General features: G+C 67.8%; 12 protein-coding genes, 2 tRNA genes and 1 pseudogene. 12 read left to right on the top strand and 3 right to left on the bottom strand.

Translation table 11 applies throughout. The annotated features are described in order from the left end of the window. Positions 1-206: 206 nt before the first annotated feature. Complete coding sequence (locus FKO37_RS43780; RefSeq protein WP_037818287.1) at positions 207-716, top strand: M48 family metallopeptidase; 510 nt, start codon at positions 207-209, stop codon at positions 714-716. Between the two features lie 583 nt (positions 717-1,299). Here FKO37_RS43780 and FKO37_RS43775 read toward each other — a convergent pair. Then, positions 1,300-2,712, bottom strand: a complete 1,413-nt coding sequence (locus FKO37_RS43775) for a zinc-dependent metalloprotease (protein ID WP_238608435.1) — start codon at positions 2,710-2,712, stop codon at positions 1,300-1,302. 191 nt (positions 2,713-2,903) lie between these two features. Between FKO37_RS43775 and FKO37_RS43770 the strand changes: the two genes are divergently transcribed. Next, positions 2,904-3,923 carry a PDZ domain-containing protein gene (locus FKO37_RS43770; RefSeq protein ID WP_374204486.1) on the top strand — a complete coding sequence of 340 codons (1,020 nt, stop codon included), beginning with the start codon at positions 2,904-2,906 and terminating at the stop codon, positions 3,921-3,923. Between the two features lie 60 nt (positions 3,924-3,983). Here the strand turns inward: FKO37_RS43770 and FKO37_RS43765 are convergent, their stop codons facing one another. Next, positions 3,984-4,538 (bottom strand): PPA1309 family protein, encoded by a 555-nt coding sequence (locus FKO37_RS43765; protein WP_037818414.1) that lies wholly within the window; start codon positions 4,536-4,538, stop codon positions 3,984-3,986. Positions 4,539-4,705: 167 nt separating this feature from the next. Between FKO37_RS43765 and FKO37_RS43760 the strand changes: the two genes are divergently transcribed. From FKO37_RS43760 to FKO37_RS43720, 9 genes are all read left to right on the top strand, one after another. Beyond that, complete coding sequence (locus FKO37_RS43760; protein ID WP_238608658.1) at positions 4,706-7,675, top strand: UPF0182 family protein; 2,970 nt, start codon at positions 4,706-4,708, stop codon at positions 7,673-7,675. Between the two features lie 67 nt (positions 7,676-7,742). Beyond that, positions 7,743-7,816 (top strand) — tRNA-Met (locus FKO37_RS43755). Between the two features lie 463 nt (positions 7,817-8,279). Continuing rightward, a tRNA-Met gene (locus FKO37_RS43750) sits at positions 8,280-8,353 on the top strand. A gap of 240 nt (positions 8,354-8,593) precedes the next feature. Continuing rightward, positions 8,594-9,094 carry a PadR family transcriptional regulator gene (locus tag FKO37_RS43745; RefSeq protein WP_043832318.1) on the top strand — a complete coding sequence of 167 codons (501 nt, stop codon included), beginning with the start codon at positions 8,594-8,596 and terminating at the stop codon, positions 9,092-9,094. A gap of 64 nt (positions 9,095-9,158) precedes the next feature. After that, positions 9,159-10,262 (top strand): peptide chain release factor 2, encoded by a 1,104-nt coding sequence (gene prfB, locus FKO37_RS43740; protein ID WP_037818293.1) that lies wholly within the window; start codon positions 9,159-9,161, stop codon positions 10,260-10,262. Positions 10,263-10,360: 98 nt separating this feature from the next. Beyond that, positions 10,361-11,050: a cell division ATP-binding protein FtsE gene (ftsE, locus tag FKO37_RS43735; RefSeq protein WP_009073292.1), complete on the top strand. Its 690-nt coding sequence runs from the start codon at positions 10,361-10,363 to the stop codon at positions 11,048-11,050. 45 nt (positions 11,051-11,095) lie between these two features. Further along, a complete protein-coding gene (gene ftsX, locus FKO37_RS43730; RefSeq protein WP_037818294.1) occupies positions 11,096-11,989 on the top strand; it encodes a permease-like cell division protein FtsX in 894 nt (297 codons plus the stop codon). 51 nt (positions 11,990-12,040) lie between these two features. Then, positions 12,041-12,523, top strand: coding sequence for an SsrA-binding protein SmpB (gene smpB, locus FKO37_RS43725; RefSeq protein ID WP_037818295.1), 483 nt, complete (start codon positions 12,041-12,043; stop codon positions 12,521-12,523). After that, positions 12,520-13,416 carry an amidohydrolase family protein gene (locus FKO37_RS43720; RefSeq protein WP_238608433.1) on the top strand — a complete coding sequence of 299 codons (897 nt, stop codon included), beginning with the start codon at positions 12,520-12,522 and terminating at the stop codon, positions 13,414-13,416. Before smpB ends, FKO37_RS43720 begins: the two co-directional genes overlap by 4 nt. Here FKO37_RS43720 and FKO37_RS43715 read toward each other — a convergent pair. Next, a pseudogene (locus tag FKO37_RS43715) lies at positions 13,406-14,521 on the bottom strand (acyltransferase); the annotation flags it as partial. The gene FKO37_RS43720 and the pseudogene FKO37_RS43715 overlap by 11 nt on opposite strands. A 22-nt stretch (positions 14,522-14,543) precedes the next feature. Here FKO37_RS43715 and FKO37_RS43710 point away from each other — a divergent pair. After that, a partial coding sequence (locus tag FKO37_RS43710; protein WP_238608432.1) for a recombinase family protein occupies positions 14,544-15,695 on the top strand: 1,152 nt, incomplete at its 3' end.

Genomic DNA, 15,695 nt, shown 5'->3' with positions numbered 1-15,695 from the left:
TGGCAGCTCCGGAACGCCACTCGTGGGTGAGAAGCTGAGTTGTCCACAGGGAAATCTAGTTGTGGACAAGTCAGGGCTGTGACCTTTCGGCGCTCCAAGTTGTCGGTGCTGAGCCTTACCGTTGTCGAGTGGTCGAAGCACGGATGTCCTCCCTGAGAGGCAGGGGCGAGAAGGCCCCGTCGGACACTTCTCAACACAAGGTCGAGGTGCGGCGCAGCCAGCGCAGGCACCGGACGGTCACCGCGTACTGGAATGACGACACCCTGGTCGTCCTCATCCCGGCACGGATGACGCGCGAAGAAGAGAAACACTGGGTCGCGGAGATGGAGCGCAGGCTGCTGCGCCCGGGAGGACGGAAGACGGCGCCGCCCAAGACGTCGGACGCGGCGCTGCTGGCGCGCTGCGCGGTGCTCGGGGCGAAGTACCTGGACGGGAAGGCGTTGCCGGCGAGCGTCCGCTGGGTGCCGCCGATGCGCACGAGGTGGGCGTCGTGCACGCCGGTGGACGCCACCATCCGGGTCAGCGAACGGCTCCAGAAGGTGCCGCAATGGGTGCTGGACTACGTGCTGGTCCACGAGCTGGCGCACCTGCGGGAGCCGGGGCACGACCCGGCGTTCTGGGCGCTCGTCAACCGGTATCCGAAGACGGAACGGGCGATGGGGTATCTGGAGGGGCTTTCGGCGGCGGCTGGGTGGGGGATTTCGGAGGAGGACTGAGTCGGTGGCTGGCGTGGCTGGGGCTTGGAGGGGTGGTGCGTGGCTGAGGGCGTCGGCGGAGGGCTTGCCACCAGGTATGGGGGAGTGACCCGCGACCAGGTGTGGGGGGAGTGAGGGGTAGGAGGGCGGCTGGGTGAGTAGTTCGTGGCCGCTGGACTGGCTTGATCGACGGTGGCGGCTGCGTGAGGAGATGGGTCAGCGGAGCAGGTGATGAGGGGGCGGCGGAACGGGCGACGAGATGAGTCGGCGGGACCGGTGACGAACGGCGGGGCAGGTACCGAGGCGGTGCGGCGGGACGGGTGACGAGCCGGGTCGACGAACCGGTGGCGCACCCGCCGCGGCGGGTGCGGTGGCGAGGCGGTGCGGCGGGACCTGCGGCGGAAGCGTCGCGGAGTTCTTCGTGTGGCGGCGTGCCGGTACTCGTGATCACGCGGTGGGGCGGAACCCGTGGTGAGAGGCGGAGGTCGCGGTAAGAGCGGAGTTATGGCGGGACAAACGCAACGCGGACCGTCTCAACTGAGTGAGACGGTCCGCGCTTAACGGCAGTGTGGCCGGGGCGTAAGGCGACCCCAGACGGGAAGCCTTAGGAAGGCGAGTTCCCCTCGTCCTTCTTGCCCTCGTCCTTCGGAGTCTCGCTGCCCTCGTCGGAGGAGTCGGCGTCCTTGGCCTCGCCAGCCTCGCGGGCCTCCCGTTCCGCCTTCTCCGTGCGTTCCAGTTCCGCGATCGGGTCCAGGTCAGCGGCGAGAGACGGCGGTTCGGACATCCGGTCGGCGAAGTCCAGGGGCTCGTCCAGGTCGTCGGCGGTCGGCATGAGGTCGGGGTGCGACCAGAGGCCGTCGCGCTTTTCGAGGCCGTGGCGGTCTCCCACGAGCTTCCACAGGGACGACGCGGCGCGCATCCGGCGTGGGCGCAGTTCGAGACCCACCAAGGTGGCGAAGGTCTGCTCGGCCGGGCCGCCGGTCGCGCGGCGGCGGCGCAGGGTTTCGCGCAGGGCCTCGGCTCCCGGGAGACGGTCGCCGATGGCCTCGGCCACCACTACGTCCACCCAGCCTTCCACCAGGGCCAGCAGGGTTTCCAGGCGCTTCAGGGCCGCCTGCTGCTCCGGCGTGGTTTGCGGTTCCAGCAGGCCGGACGACATCGCTTCTTCGATGCTCGCCGGGTTCGCCGGGTCGATGCTTCCGGCCAGCGACTCGAGTGCGGAGGTGTCGACAGTGATCCCGCGGGCGAACTCCTCGACCGTCGCCAGCAGGCGCTGCCGCAGCCACGGGATGTGCGCGAACAGGCGCTGGTGCGCGGCCTCGCGCGCGGCCAGGAACACCAGTACCTCGCTGGCGGGCAGCTCCAAGCCTTCAGTGAACTTCTCGATGTTCGCCGGGAGCAACGCCGACGTGGTGGCCTCGCCGAGCGGCAGGCCGACCTCGGTCGAGGTGAGCACTTCCTGCGCGAGCTGCGCCAGCGCGTTGCCGAGCTGGGAGCCGAAGGCCATTCCGCCCATCTGGCCCATCATCGACAGCAGCGGGCCCGCCGCCTGCTTGGCTTCCTCGGGCAGCGCCTGCATCCACGCGCCGGACACCTGCTGCGCCACCGGATCGCACAGTCGCTGCCAGGTCGGCAGCGTCTTCTCGACCCAGGTGCGCGCGGACCACGAGACCGTCGAGGTCGCGCCCGCGGGGAGGATCGTCGCCGCGTCGAGCCACAGTTCCGCCAGGTGCGCGGCGTCGCGCACGGCAGTGGCGGAGTCGCCGCCTTCGGACGAGAAGCCGATCTTGGCGTCGTCCCGCCCGCTCAGGTTCTGGAGTGCGATCTGCTTCGCCAGGTCGTAGTTGACCGGCCCGCTCGACGAGCCCGCCTGGCTCAGCATCTGGCCCAGCTGGCTCAGCATCTGCCCGAGCTGGTTGAACGCCTCGGCTCCGCCGGGCTGGCCCGGGTTCGAGGGGTCGTTGTCGCCTCGCTTGTCGGGATCGGGCGGTCCGAAGCCGAACGGGGGATTGCTCATAGCTCCACCGTACGCGGGTGCGACCCGGCTCAGCGCGTCAACCGTGGCCTTCACCGGGAAGCGAACACAGTCACCGTACGCTGTCGCTCGTGACAAAACCGGACGAGGACACCGCGAACCAGTCCCGCCGCGCCGAGCCGTCGCGCGCGCCGGGCCGCAGCGACCGGCGGATGACCCGCCGCGGATGGACGATGCTGGTCAGCGGCGTGCTGTTCCTGGTGTTCGTCGTGGCCGGGTTCCTGGTCCAGGTGCCGTATGTCGCGATCAGCCCCGGGCCCACCTACGACACCCTCGGCCGCGACGCCGCGGGCAACCCGGTGATCCAGGTCAAGGGGCAGCAGACCTACGGCACCAGCGGCGAACTGCGGATGACCACCGTCTCGCTCAACGACGGCATCAACCTCTTCACCGCGCTCGGCCTCTGGGCCAGCGGCCGCTACGCGCTCGCGCCGCGCGAGGAGTACTACAAGCCGGGCGAGACGAACGAGCAGGTCAAGCAGGAGAACATCCAGCAGCTGCAGAACTCGCAGAGCAACGCCCAGGTCGCCGCGCTGCGCCACCTCGGCTACCCGGTGCAGGTCGTCGCGAAGCAGATCGTGTCCGGCAGCCCGGCCGACCACATCCTCGCCCCCGGCGACAAGCTTGTCGCGGTCAACGGCAAGCAGGTGCGCGAGGCGGGCGAGGTCGCCGCTTCGATCGTCAACACCAAGCCGGGCGACACCGTCCAGGTCACCTTCCAGCACCTCGGCCAGCCGGAACGCACCGTGCCGGTCACGCTCGCCCACCGCGACGACCGCACCCAGGGCTTCCTCGGCCTGACCGCCGTCGACCGCGCGGTCGCGCCGTTCTCCGTCGACATCTCGTTGCAGGACGTCGGCGGCCCGTCGGCCGGGCTGATGTTCACCCTCGCGATCATCGACCGGCTCACCCCGCCCGGGAAACCGGGCAGCGACCTCGCGGGCGGCAGGCACATCGCGGGCACCGGCGAGATCAGCGAGACCGGCCAGGTCGGTCCGATCGGCGGCATCTCGTTCAAGGTCGTCGGCGCGAAGGAAGCGGGCGCGACCGATTTCCTCGTCCCCGAGCACAACTGCGCCGAGGCCAAATCGGCCGCGCCGGAAGGCCTCAACCTCATCAAGGTGTCCAACCTCGACGACGCGCTCAAGCAGCTGGAGAACCTGAAGGCCGGTCGCCCGACCGCGCACTGCTGACCCAGCGACACGGAAAGGGCCCGTTGAAAGCATCAACGGGCCCTTTGTCGTTGGGAAGGATCAGGGCTGCAGGGTCGTCTTCAGCGCTTCGACCAGGTTCGGCGCGAGGTCCGGGCTCTCCACCAGTTCGTCGACCGCGTTCTCGTCCTCGTTGCCCGGCTGGACGCCGCGCAGCCGCATCACGCAAGCCGCGTCGCCTTCGCGCAGGACCGCGGCCACCAGACGAGCCTCGGTGCGGCGCGGGTGGTCCGCGGCGGCGCGGCGGAGGCTTTCGGCGTCCGCTTCGGCGATGCCTTCGAGTTCCGCCTCCACGTCCGGGGGCAGCACGATGATCTCCTGCGCCAGCGCGCAGCCGACCACGATCTCCGGCCACGCGATGCGGCCGAGCGATTCGGCGAGATCGCCGTCCGGCAGCGCCTCCTGGGCCACCGGCGTCAGCGGGTTCGCCCGGTCGAGCTGACCGGCCAGTTCGGGCTGTTCGTCCAGCAGTGCCGCGGTCGGCACCAGCGCGAACAACTGCGGCGGCTGGTTCCAGCCCGCGGCGGCGACGAACTCTTCGACTTCCCGGGCCAGCCCGGCGACAGGGTGGGCGGCAGACGGCTCACTCGGTGGCATGGCGACCATCGTGTCAGGCGTCCCCGCGACGCGCCGCGCGTGCCCGGTTTGGGCGGTCCCGGGAACTCGCGGCACCATCCGTAGAGTTAGAGGTCACGGGGGACACCGCTGTCCCCGGAGAACGTGTTCACGAAGACAGGAGCATTGCCGTGGCGACTCGGCCCCCGGTGAGCCTGAAGCTGTCCCGGCGCAGCCGGATCCTTCTCATCATCGCCGCGGTGATCGTGCTGGCCCTGCTGGCCGGCGTCCGGTTGCTCGACACTTACGTGGACTGGCTGTGGTTCGGCGAAGTGCAGGCGCGGTCGGTGTTCACCACGCAGGTGGTCACCCGCATCGTGCTCTTCCTCGCGGTAGGGCTGCTGGTCGGCGGCGCGCTGGCGGTCAGCCTGCTCATCGCCTACCGCACGCGCCCGGTGTTCGTGCCGGTGTCCGGCCGCGACGATCCGCTGTCGCGCTACCGCTCGGTGATCGTCAGCCGGATCCGGCTGTTCGGCATCGGCATCCCGGTGCTCACCGGCGTCATCTCGGGAGCCTCGGCGAGCGGGGACTGGCAGACGATCCAGCTGTTCCTCAACGGCACCTCGTTCGGGCAGAAGGACCCCGAGTTCGGCATCGACCTCGGCTTCTACGCCTTCTCCCTGCCGTTCGTGAACTGGCTGCTCGGCTGGCTGTTCGTCACCGTCGTCGTCTCGTTCTTCGGCGCGCTGATCGCGCACTACATCTTCGGCGGCATCCGGCTCGCCGGCCGCGGCGGCCAGCTGGCCGGGCCGACGCGCGCGCAGCTCGCCATCACCGTCGGGCTTTTCGTGCTGCTGAAGGCGGTCGAGTACTTCTTCGACCGGTACAACCTGCTGCTGTCCGACCGGAACATGCCGCTGTTCAACGGCGCCACCTACACCGACCTCAACGCGGTGCTCCCGGCGAAGCTGATCCTGCTGTGCATTTCGGTGATCTGCGCGATCGCCTTCTTCGCGGGCGCGTTCCTGCGGAATCTGCAGCTGCCGGCGATTTCGCTGGTGCTGCTGATCCTGTCCGGCGTGCTGGTCGGCGTCGCCTGGCCGGCGATTCTCGACCAGTTCTCGGTCAAGCCGAACGCGAACGAGAAGGAAGCGACGTCGATCCAGCGCAACATGGACGCGACGCGCGCGGCGTACGGCCTCACCAACGTGAAATACGAGCAGTACCCGGGCAAGACCGAAACCACCGCGGACGCGGTGAAGGCCGACACCGGCACGGTGTCCAACATCCGGCTGCTCGACCCGAACATCCTCAGCGACACCTTCACCCAGCGCGTCGGCCGCGAGAACTTCTACGGCTTCCCGTCCAAGCTGGACATCGACCGGTACACCATCGGCGGCACCACGCAGGACTACATCGTGGCCGCCAAGGAAATGAAGACCGACGGGCTCACCGGGAACCAGAACAACTGGATCAACAAGCACATGGTCTACACGCACGGCAACGGCTTCGTGGCCGCGCCGGCGAACACGATCGACCGTGCGGTGAAGGATTCGAACTCCGACGGCGGCTACCCGATCGCCACCACGAGCGACACGAGCAACCCGACCGGCGCGGGCTCGGTCAACGGCCAGCCGGGCATCAAGGTCGACCAGCCGCGGATCTACTACGGCGAGCTCACCAACCAGTCCGACTACGCGATCGTCGGCGGCACGCCGGGCAAGGCCCCCGGCGAGTACGACACCGACGCCCAGCGCGGCTACCTCTACCAGGGCAAGGGCGGCGTCTCGCTCGACAACTGGTTCAACCGGCTGATGTTCGCCGCCGAATACCGCGAACCGAAGATCCTCTTCTCCGACGCCATCGGCGACGGCTCGAAGATCATGTACAACCGCGAACCGCGCGACCGCGTCGCGAAGGTGGCCCCGTGGCTCACCCTCGACGGCGACCCGTACCCCGCGGTGGTCAACGGCCGCATCCAGTGGATCGTCGACGGGTACACCACGCTCGACAACTACCCGTACGCCCAGCAGACGCAACTCGGCGAAGCGACCAACGACTCGCTCAACGGCGTCACCAAACAGGCGAACAACTCGATCAACTACATCCGCAACTCGGTGAAGGCGACCGTCGACGCGTTCGACGGCACCGTCAACCTGTACTCGATCGACGACAACGAGCCCGTCCTCAAGGCGTGGGAGAAGGTCTTCCCCGGCACGGTCAAGCCCAGCTCGGAGATCTCGCCGGAACTGCGCTCGCACTTCCGCTACCCCGAGGACCTGTTCAAGATCCAGCGCGAACTGCTCGCCCGCTATCACGTCGACAGCCCGCAGGAGTTCTACGCGCAGCAGGCGTTCTGGAGCGTCCCGCAGGACCCGACCGAGGACGGCAGCTCCACCACGGCCGGCGCGAACGTCGCCAACCAGCCCGGGTACTACGTCCTCGCCAACGCGGCGGGCGAAGGCAGGCCGACGTTCCAGCTGACCAGCGCGCTCACCGGTCTGCAACGGCAATACCTTTCCGCCTGGATGTCCATCTCGTCCGATCCGGAGGACTACGGCACCATCCGCGTCCTGCGACTACCCCCGGCCAGCGGGGCCAACCAGGTAGACGGACCCGTCCAGGTGCAAAACCGGTTCCAGAGCGACCCCCGCGTCGCCCAAGACCGGACATTGCTGAACAACCCCAACGTCATTCCCATTTACGGCAACCTGATCACGCTGCCGGTCGCGGACGGATTCCTGTACGTCGAACCCGTCTACATCCGGCAACGAAACCAGCTGAGCTATCCGCAGCTGGCGCGTGTGCTCGTCTCCTACGGAGCCAAGATCGGCTTCGCGTCCACCCTCAACGAGGCACTCGACCAAGTCTTCGGCAAGGGCACCGGCGCGGCAGCCACCACGCCGAAGGAAGGCGACCCCGGCACCACGACGACCCCGCCGACGTCCAGCACGGCCGCGCCGCCGCCCAGCACCGGCGGCAGCAACCCGGCCATGGACAAGGCCGTCGCCGACATCCAAGCCGCGCTCGCCAAGCTCAAGGCGGCACAGCAATCCGGCAACTTCGCCGACCAAGGCGCGGCACTGGCCGCGCTCGACGCGGCGACCAAGGAGTACAACTCCGCCAAACCCGCCACGCCGCCGCCGTCCAACGGGCCGACCTCCCAGCCCGGCGGGTGACCTCGGTTACGTAATAGGCACCTGCTTTGCGCCCGCTCGAAACCAGGGCGTAAGGTAGGTCCTACGACGCGGGGTGGAGCAGCTCGGTAGCTCGCTGGGCTCATAACCCAGAGGTCGCAGGTTCAAATCCTGTCCCCGCTACAGAGACAAGAGACCCGTCCTCGCAGAATGCGCGAGGGCGGGTCTCTTTCGTTATTGCCCTGGGGGTCGAACCCCCAGACCCCCGCCAGGGGGCGCGCCCCCTGGACCCCCGTGTTGGGTTGCGTTGGGCGGGTGGCTTGCGGTTGGTGTGTGGGCTCCGGGGGGGGCTGCGAAAAGGCAACGATTGCCGTCGGAAGCACCATGACTTTTCTCGTTGTGGGGGTTGCGTGTTGGCTGTGTGGAATATTCCAATGCTCCCAACGGTTTTTGACTCTCTACACCGGACGCGAGTAGAGGTCTAAACCTGTCGAGTTCTGGGGGCGGCTGGCTTGCGGTCTGGGTTTTGGTCTTTGGGTGAGGTTGATCTGGCAGGGGCGGGGTGGGGTGTTTTTGCTGGTGAGGGGGTTTTGTGGGGGTGGTGTCGGAGGGGTTTTTCGGGGGTGTAGAGTTGTTTTTACAACGACGCGGGGTGGAGCAGCTCGGTAGCTCGCTGGGCTCATAACCCAGAGGTCGCAGGTTCAAATCCTGTCCCCGCTACGTGGAACGAAAGCCGGGGCTCGTGCGGATGCACGGGCCCCGGCTTTTTTGTGCGCCATTTGGCCGTCGCTCGGGTGGTGGTTGCGGCGCGGTGATCGTTTCGGCGGTGGTTGCTCAGAGTGGCAGAGTCTATTGTGGACATACCTGCGGACTGGGCTGTTAGAGGGGTTGCCGCTGGCCACAATGGACTGATTGGTGACCACTGTGGACACAGCGGCGGATAAGTGGGACCGTAGAGGGGTGTCCGAATTGAATGCAACCGCCGCCGCTCTGCTCGGTCTGCTCCACGACGGTCCCGCCACCGGCGGGCAGCTCGTGTCGGGCGCCGACGAGCGCTTCGGCGCCTTCTTCAGTGTCACCCGCAGCCAGGTCTACCGCGAGCTCCCGGCGCTCTCGAAAGAGGGTCTCGTCCGGCTCGGCAAGCAAGGGCCCCGCTCGAGCCAGCAGTACGTGCTCACCGCGGCGGGCAAGAAGGCCTTCAAGACGTGGCTCACGTCCGAGGCCGGACCCGACCACCTGCGCAGCCCGCTCATCCTGCGGCTCGTGCACGCCGGCTCCCTGACGGCCAAGCAGCGCGGCGCCCTGCTCGACAGCGCCCGCACCACCTACCAGGCCCAGCTCGAAGAGGCCAAGAACGCCGCCAAGACCGCCGACGGCCCCTACGCCAAGGCAGTCGCCGAGTTCGCCCAGGCGCAGGCCAAGGCCGCCCTGAAGCTGCTCGACTCGATCCCGCAGGCCTGAGCGCCGCCCCGGCCCCACGACCGGTTCGCGACCGGTCGTGGGTTTTGCCGTAACCTTGTCCGACGTGAGCGATGAGTTCGATGCGGCACTGAAGGACCTGACCGGCAAGCTGACGCAGATCGAGTCGGTGATGGACCTCGAAGCGCTGCGCGCGCAGGTCGCCGAACTCGAGGAACAGGCGTCCAGCCCGACCCTCTGGGACAACGTCGAGGAAGCCCAGCAGGTCACCAGCCAGCTGTCCCACCGGCAGGCCGAGCTGCGCCGCGTCTCCGAACTGCGGCAGCGCCTCGACGACCTCGGCGTCCTCTACGAGCTCGCCGCCGACGAAGGCGACACCGGCAGCATGACCGAGGCCGAGGGCGACCTCGCCGACCTCGCCAAGGACATCGACGCGCTCGAGGTCCGCACCCTGCTGTCCGGCGAATACGACGCCCGCAACGCCGTCGTCAACATCCGCTCCGAAGCGGGCGGCGTCGACGCGGCCGACTTCGCCGAAATGCTGCTCCGGATGTACCTGCGCTGGGCCGAGCGGCACGGCTACCCCACGGACGTCTTCGACATCTCCTACGCCGAAGAAGCGGGCATCAAGTCCGCCACCTTCAAGGTGAGCGCCCCGTACGTCTACGGCACCCTCTCGGTCGAACAGGGCACCCACCGCCTCGTGCGGATCTCGCCGTTCGACAACCAGAGCCGCCGGCAGACGTCCTTCGCGCACGTCGAGGTCCTGCCCGAGGTCGAGGAAGTCGACCACGTCGACATCCCGGAAAAGGACATCCGCGTCGACGTGTACCGCTCGTCCGGCCCCGGCGGGCAGAGCGTCAACACGACCGACTCCGCGGTCCGCCTCACCCACATCCCGACCGGCATCGTCGTCTCCTGCCAGAACGAGAAATCGCAGCTGCAGAACAAGGCGGCCGCGATGAAGGTCCTCCAGGCGCGCCTGCTGCAGCGCAAAAAGGAGGAGGAACGGGCCGAAATGGACGCGCTCAAGGACGGCGGCTCCAGCTGGGGCAACCAGATGCGCTCCTACGTGCTGCACCCGTACCAGATGGTGAAGGACCTGCGCACCGAATTCGAGGTCGGCAACCCCACCGCGGTCCTCGACGGCGACATCGACGGCTTCCTCGAGGCCGGGATCCGCTGGCGCAAGCAGGCGAACGCGGCCTGATCCGCGTCGCCGCGGCGACCCGCGCCGGGACGAGGCGCGGGTCACCCAAGGTACCGGCAACCCGGGCTTAACGGGGCCCATGGGTAGGATGCCGAACCGTGATCCGGCTCGAAGAGGTTTCCAAGGTCTACAAGACCTCGACCCGTCCCGCCCTCGAACGGGTGTCGGTCGAGATCGACAAGGGTGAGTTCGTCTTCCTCATCGGCCCGTCCGGTTCCGGGAAGTCGACGTTCCTGCGGCTGCTGCTGCGCGAAGAGGTGCCTTCCAAGGGCCGGGTCATGGTGTCGAACTTCGACGTCGCCAAGCTCGCCCGGCGCAGGGTCCCCCGCCTGCGCCAGACCATCGGCTGCGTGTTCCAGGACTTCCGGCTGCTGGCCAACAAAACCGTCGCGGAAAACGTCGCGTTCGCCCTCGAGGTGATCGGGAAACCGCGGCCCACGATCCGCAAGGTCGTGCCCGAGGTGCTCGAACTCGTCGGCCTCGACGGCAAAGCCGACCGGCTGCCCAACGAGCTCTCCGGCGGCGAGCAGCAGCGCGTCGCGATCGCCCGCGCGTTCGTGAACCGGCCGCTCGTGCTGCTCGCCGACGAGCCGACCGGGAACCTCGACCCGGACACCAGCCAGGACATCATGCTGCTGCTGGAGCGGATCAACCGCACCGGCACCACGGTGCTGATGGCCACGCACGACCATTCCATCGTGGACTCGATGCGGCGGCGGGTCGTCGAGCTGCAGCTCGGTCGCGTGATCCGCGACGACGCCCGCGGCGTCTACGGCATCGGCCGCTGACGCACCCCGCCCTTTTCCGCCCCGACCCAAGGAATTACGAGAGCGATGCGTGCCAGTTTCGTCTTCAGCGAGGTCGTCACCGGTTTGCGCCGGAACGTCACGATGACCATCGCGATGATCCTCACCACCGCGGTCTCGCTCGCCATGCTCGGCGGCGGTCTGCTCGCCGTGCGCACGATCGACAAGATGAAGGCGAACTTCCTCGCCGAAGTCGAAGTTTCGGTCACGCTGGTCGACGACGTGAGCGCGAACGACAAGAACTGCACGCAGGCGCTCTGCACCGGGCTCCGCCAGTCGCTGCAGAACAACCCCGGCGTCGAATCGGTCGTGTACGAGAACCGCGACCAGGCCTACGACCGGTTCAAGAAGATCTTCGCGAGCCAGCCCGAACTGCTCGAGCTGACCGGCCCCGAGGCGCTGCCCGCGTCGCTGCAGGTGAAGCTGAAGGACCCGGACCGGTCCGACGCGATCATCAAGCAGTACACCGGCCAGCCCGGCGTCAAGAAGGTCGACGACCAGAAGAAGTTCCTCGACCGCGTGTTCAACGTCTTCAACGGCGTCCGGAACATCGCGTTCGTGATGGCGCTCATCATGGCCGTCGCCGCCTTGCTGCTGATCGCGAACACTATTCAGGTTTCGGCGTTCACGAGGCGGACGGAAGTCGGCATCATGCGCCTGGTGGGCGCGACGCGGTGGTATACCCAGCTGCCGTTCCTCCTGGAGGCGGTGGTCGCCGGCACGGTCGGCGCCGTGCTCGGGGTGGTGTTCCTGCTTCTGACGAAGCTGTCCTTCCTCGACACGGTCTTCACCGGCGAAGTGTTCCCGCAGATCACCACGCTCGAGGTGCTGTTCCCGGTCGCGCCGATCCTGCTCGCGGTGTCGATCGTGATCTCGGCGATCACCGGGTACGTCACGCTGCGCCTGTACGTGCGGCACTAGCGGAAAGAAATCCGCTGCTCGCCGTCGGACACATCACGTAAAGTGGTCGGTATGCCCAAGGAACGTGGACAGAAGGTCATCGCGTCGAACCGCAAGGCTCGGCACGACTACTCCATCCTGGACACCTATGAGGCCGGGATGGTGCTGCAGGGCACCGAGGTGAAGAGCCTGCGCGCAGGCAAAGCCTCCCTTGTGGACGCGTTCGCGACGGTGGACGACGGCGAGGTGTGGCTGCGCAACGTCCACATCCCGGAGTACACCCAGGGCACCTGGACCAACCACATGCCGCGGCGCACGCGGAAGCTGCTGCTGCACCGGCGCGAGATCGAACGGCTCATCGGCAAGACCAAGGAAAGCGGTCTGTCGCTCGTGCCGCTGTCGATGTACTTCAAGGACGGCAAGGTCAAGGTCGAGATCGCGCTGGCCAAGGGCAAGAAGGCCTACGACAAGCGGCAGTCGCTCGCCAAGCGCGACGCGCAGAAGGACATCAGCCGTGCGATGGGGCGGGCGTTGAAGGGCCGGTTCACGGAGTGACGGCGGGTCCGGCCACCGACGCCGACGTCCCGGGCTGGATCGCCGGGCTCGGCCTCGACGGCATCGTGGACCTGCACGTCCACTTCCTGCCGAAGCCCGTGCTGGACAAGGTGTGGGCGTATTTCGACCGTGCCGAGCAGCACTACGGCATGCCGTGGCCGATCCACTACCGCACGCCGGAGGCGGAACGGATCGACACGTTGCGCGCGCTGGGCGTGAAAGCTTTCGCGCCGCTGGTGTACCCGCACAAGCCGGGCATGGCGGAGTGGCTCACGTCGTGGGTGCTGGAGTTCGCCGAGCAGGTGCCGGAAGCGGTGCCCACCGGCACGTTCTACCCGGAGCCGAGCGCGGCGTCCTATGTGGACAATGCGTTGCGCGCCGGAGCCCGGTGTTTCAAGGCGCACGTGCAGGTCGGGGCGTACGACCCGCGGGACGAGCTGCTCGACCCGGTGTGGGGCTCGCTCACCGAAGCGGGCGTGCCGGTCGTGATCCACTGTGGACACGGACCGTTGCGCGGCGATTTCACCGGGCTCGAGGTGTTCGAGGAAGTCCTGCAACGGCATCCTCGGCTCACCGCCGTCCTCGCGCACGCGGCGATGCCGCAGTTCGCCACCGCGTTCGAGCTGCTGGCGCGCTACCCGCGCGTGCACCTCGACACCACCATGGTCGGCGTGCCGTTCGCGGAGGCGATGTCGCCGCTGCCGCCGGACTGGACGGTCCGGTTGGCGGAGGTGGCCGACCGCGTCGTCCTCGGCACCGACTTCCCGAACATCCCGTACTCCTACGCCACCCAGCTGCGGGCGATCGCCGGCTGGGCAGCCGACGATCGCCTTGGCGAGCCGTTCCTGCGGGCGGTGCTGCACGACACGCCCGCGAAGCTCCTCAGCGTTTGACCGCCACGAGAGCCCGGCTGCGCGTCATCGACACCTGACGTCCGGCCAGTGCGTATCCGGCCGCGACCAGCGCCACCCAGGGCAGCGGACCGGTCAGCAGGTTGTCGTTGAGCGGGGCGAACCCGTGCGCGGCCAGTCCCAGGAGACCGCCGGAGGCGAGCAGGCCCGCCAGCACCAGCTGCGGTGTCCGAGCGGTCACGACCAGGCCGTCCGGCTGCGTTTCGAAGCGCTCGAACAGGCGCAGCAGACCCAGCAGCACCGCTCCGCACACGGCGATCCAGGCGGGCGCCATCAGGAACCACATCGACGAACCCGGGGTCGGCGTCGAGTAGCCGAGGCCGAGGACGGTCACGCCGGAAACCACGACCAGCGCAGGCATGTGCCAGAGGTAGACCGACATGAACCGCGGGCTGAGCCAGCTGAGCGCCGCGGTGACGCGGGGGAGCGAGACGAGCTTCTCGCGGAACGCCAGCAGGAACCCGATCTGGCCGAGCGCGAGGAACAGCAGCAGGACGGTGGGCGGGCTCATGTTGGACACCGGCGCGCCCGGCATGCCGATCATGCTCGCCGGGTAAGGACCGAACGCGACCAGCAGCGCCGTCACCCCGAAACCGGCGACGGAAACGGCCAGCGCGGCACGGCGGCTGAGCGAGCCGAGGCGGCCTTCGACGTAGTGGAAGCCGAGTTGGTGCACGGCGACCCAGACGATGACGGCGTTGGCGTATCCGATCATCCCGAGGTCGGAGAACCGTGCCACGTCAACGAGAACGCCCAGTCCGGCCAGCACCGCCGGAACCGCGAGACCCCAGCGGCGGTGCGCGGCGACCATCAGCGGCGTGAGCAGCACGGTGAGCAGGTAGACCGAGAGGAACCAGAGCAACTGCGCGGCGATCGCGCTGGCCACCTGGACCGGTTGCGGCGGAACTCCCATGCCGCGCAACAGATCCGGCACGACGAGCCACACCGCCATCAGCGGCAGCACCGGAATGAGCAGCCGGCGAACGCGTCCGGCGAACCAGGCGCGGGTGGATTCCGCACGGCGCAACGAGATCAGGTTCGCCGCGCCGCCTGCGAAGAAGACGAGGGGCATGACCTGTGTGACCCAATGCCGGTGATACTTTAAAACGATGGGGATCGATCTGACAAGCCGCGACGCCTTGATTGGGCTGGTCGCGCGGGATCTCGTGCGTGTTTCTAAGGACCGGAACGGCCGCGAGCGGTCCCCGGAAGACCAGCACGCGGACCACGTCCGGTCTGCTGATCGGATGGGGCTGAATCTGGTCGGGCCGTCGTACCACGACATCGGATCCGCATCCGAGTACGCGCGGAAGAAGCGCGACGACTTCGAGCGGTTGATGACCGACTTGCGCGAGGACACCTTCAACGCGCAGATCTTGATGATGTGGGAGAACTCGCGCGGTTCCCGGCAAGAGGGCGAGTGGATTGCCCTGATCGACCTTGCCAAGTCGCGGGGTGTCGTGTTCTGGATCGAGATGCGCGGTCGCTTCTTCGATCCTGCCGACCCGTTCGACCGTGCCGAGCTGGTGAAGGCGGCCGCTGATGCCGCGCTCGAAACCAACCTGCTGTCGATGCGAGTCCTTCGCGGAACGAAGAGCGCGGCCGCACAGGGGCGGCCGCACGGGAAGACGCCTTACGGCTATATCCGGCGCTACGACGAGCGGACGCGCGAACTGATCGCGCAAGAGCTGCACCCCGAGCAGGCACCGGTTGTGAAGGAGCTTTTCAAGCGGGTGGCGAAGGGCGACACGCTCTACACGATCACGAAGGATTTCGCGGCGCGCGGCATCGAGAAGAAGTCCGGCGGGCCGTTCACCTCCCAGCATCTTCGGTCGATGCTGGTCAATCCGGCGTACATGGGTGTGCGAGTGCGCGATCCGGAGCGGAAGCAAGGCAAGTACCTCGGACCGAAAACCCAGGCGTACAAAGGCATCTGGGAGTACATCGTGACGCCAGCGATGTATCGGCGGGTACAGCGGATCCTCGGCGACGACGCGCGGCGAACCAACCGCGGCGGGAGCGACGTCAAGCACTGGCTGTCGATGATCGCCAAATGTGGCGTGTGCGAAACCGTGTTGACGGTGAAGAAAGTCCCAACGGCACCGGGGACGTTTCGGTACGGCTGCAACTCGCCGCGCGGATGCGCGCGCGTGGACAAACCGACGCTTGACCTGTTCGTCGAAGACCTGCTGCTCGGCTGGCTGGCGGATCCGAAGCAATACCGCGCCCTCGGCCAGCCGAGCGAGAAGGTCGACGCACAG

This window comes from Amycolatopsis sp. Poz14, assembly GCF_006704225.1.
Taxonomy (GTDB): Bacteria; Actinomycetota; Actinomycetes; order Mycobacteriales; family Pseudonocardiaceae; genus Amycolatopsis; species Amycolatopsis nivea.
This window is presented reverse-complemented; position numbering and strand designations above follow the sequence as displayed.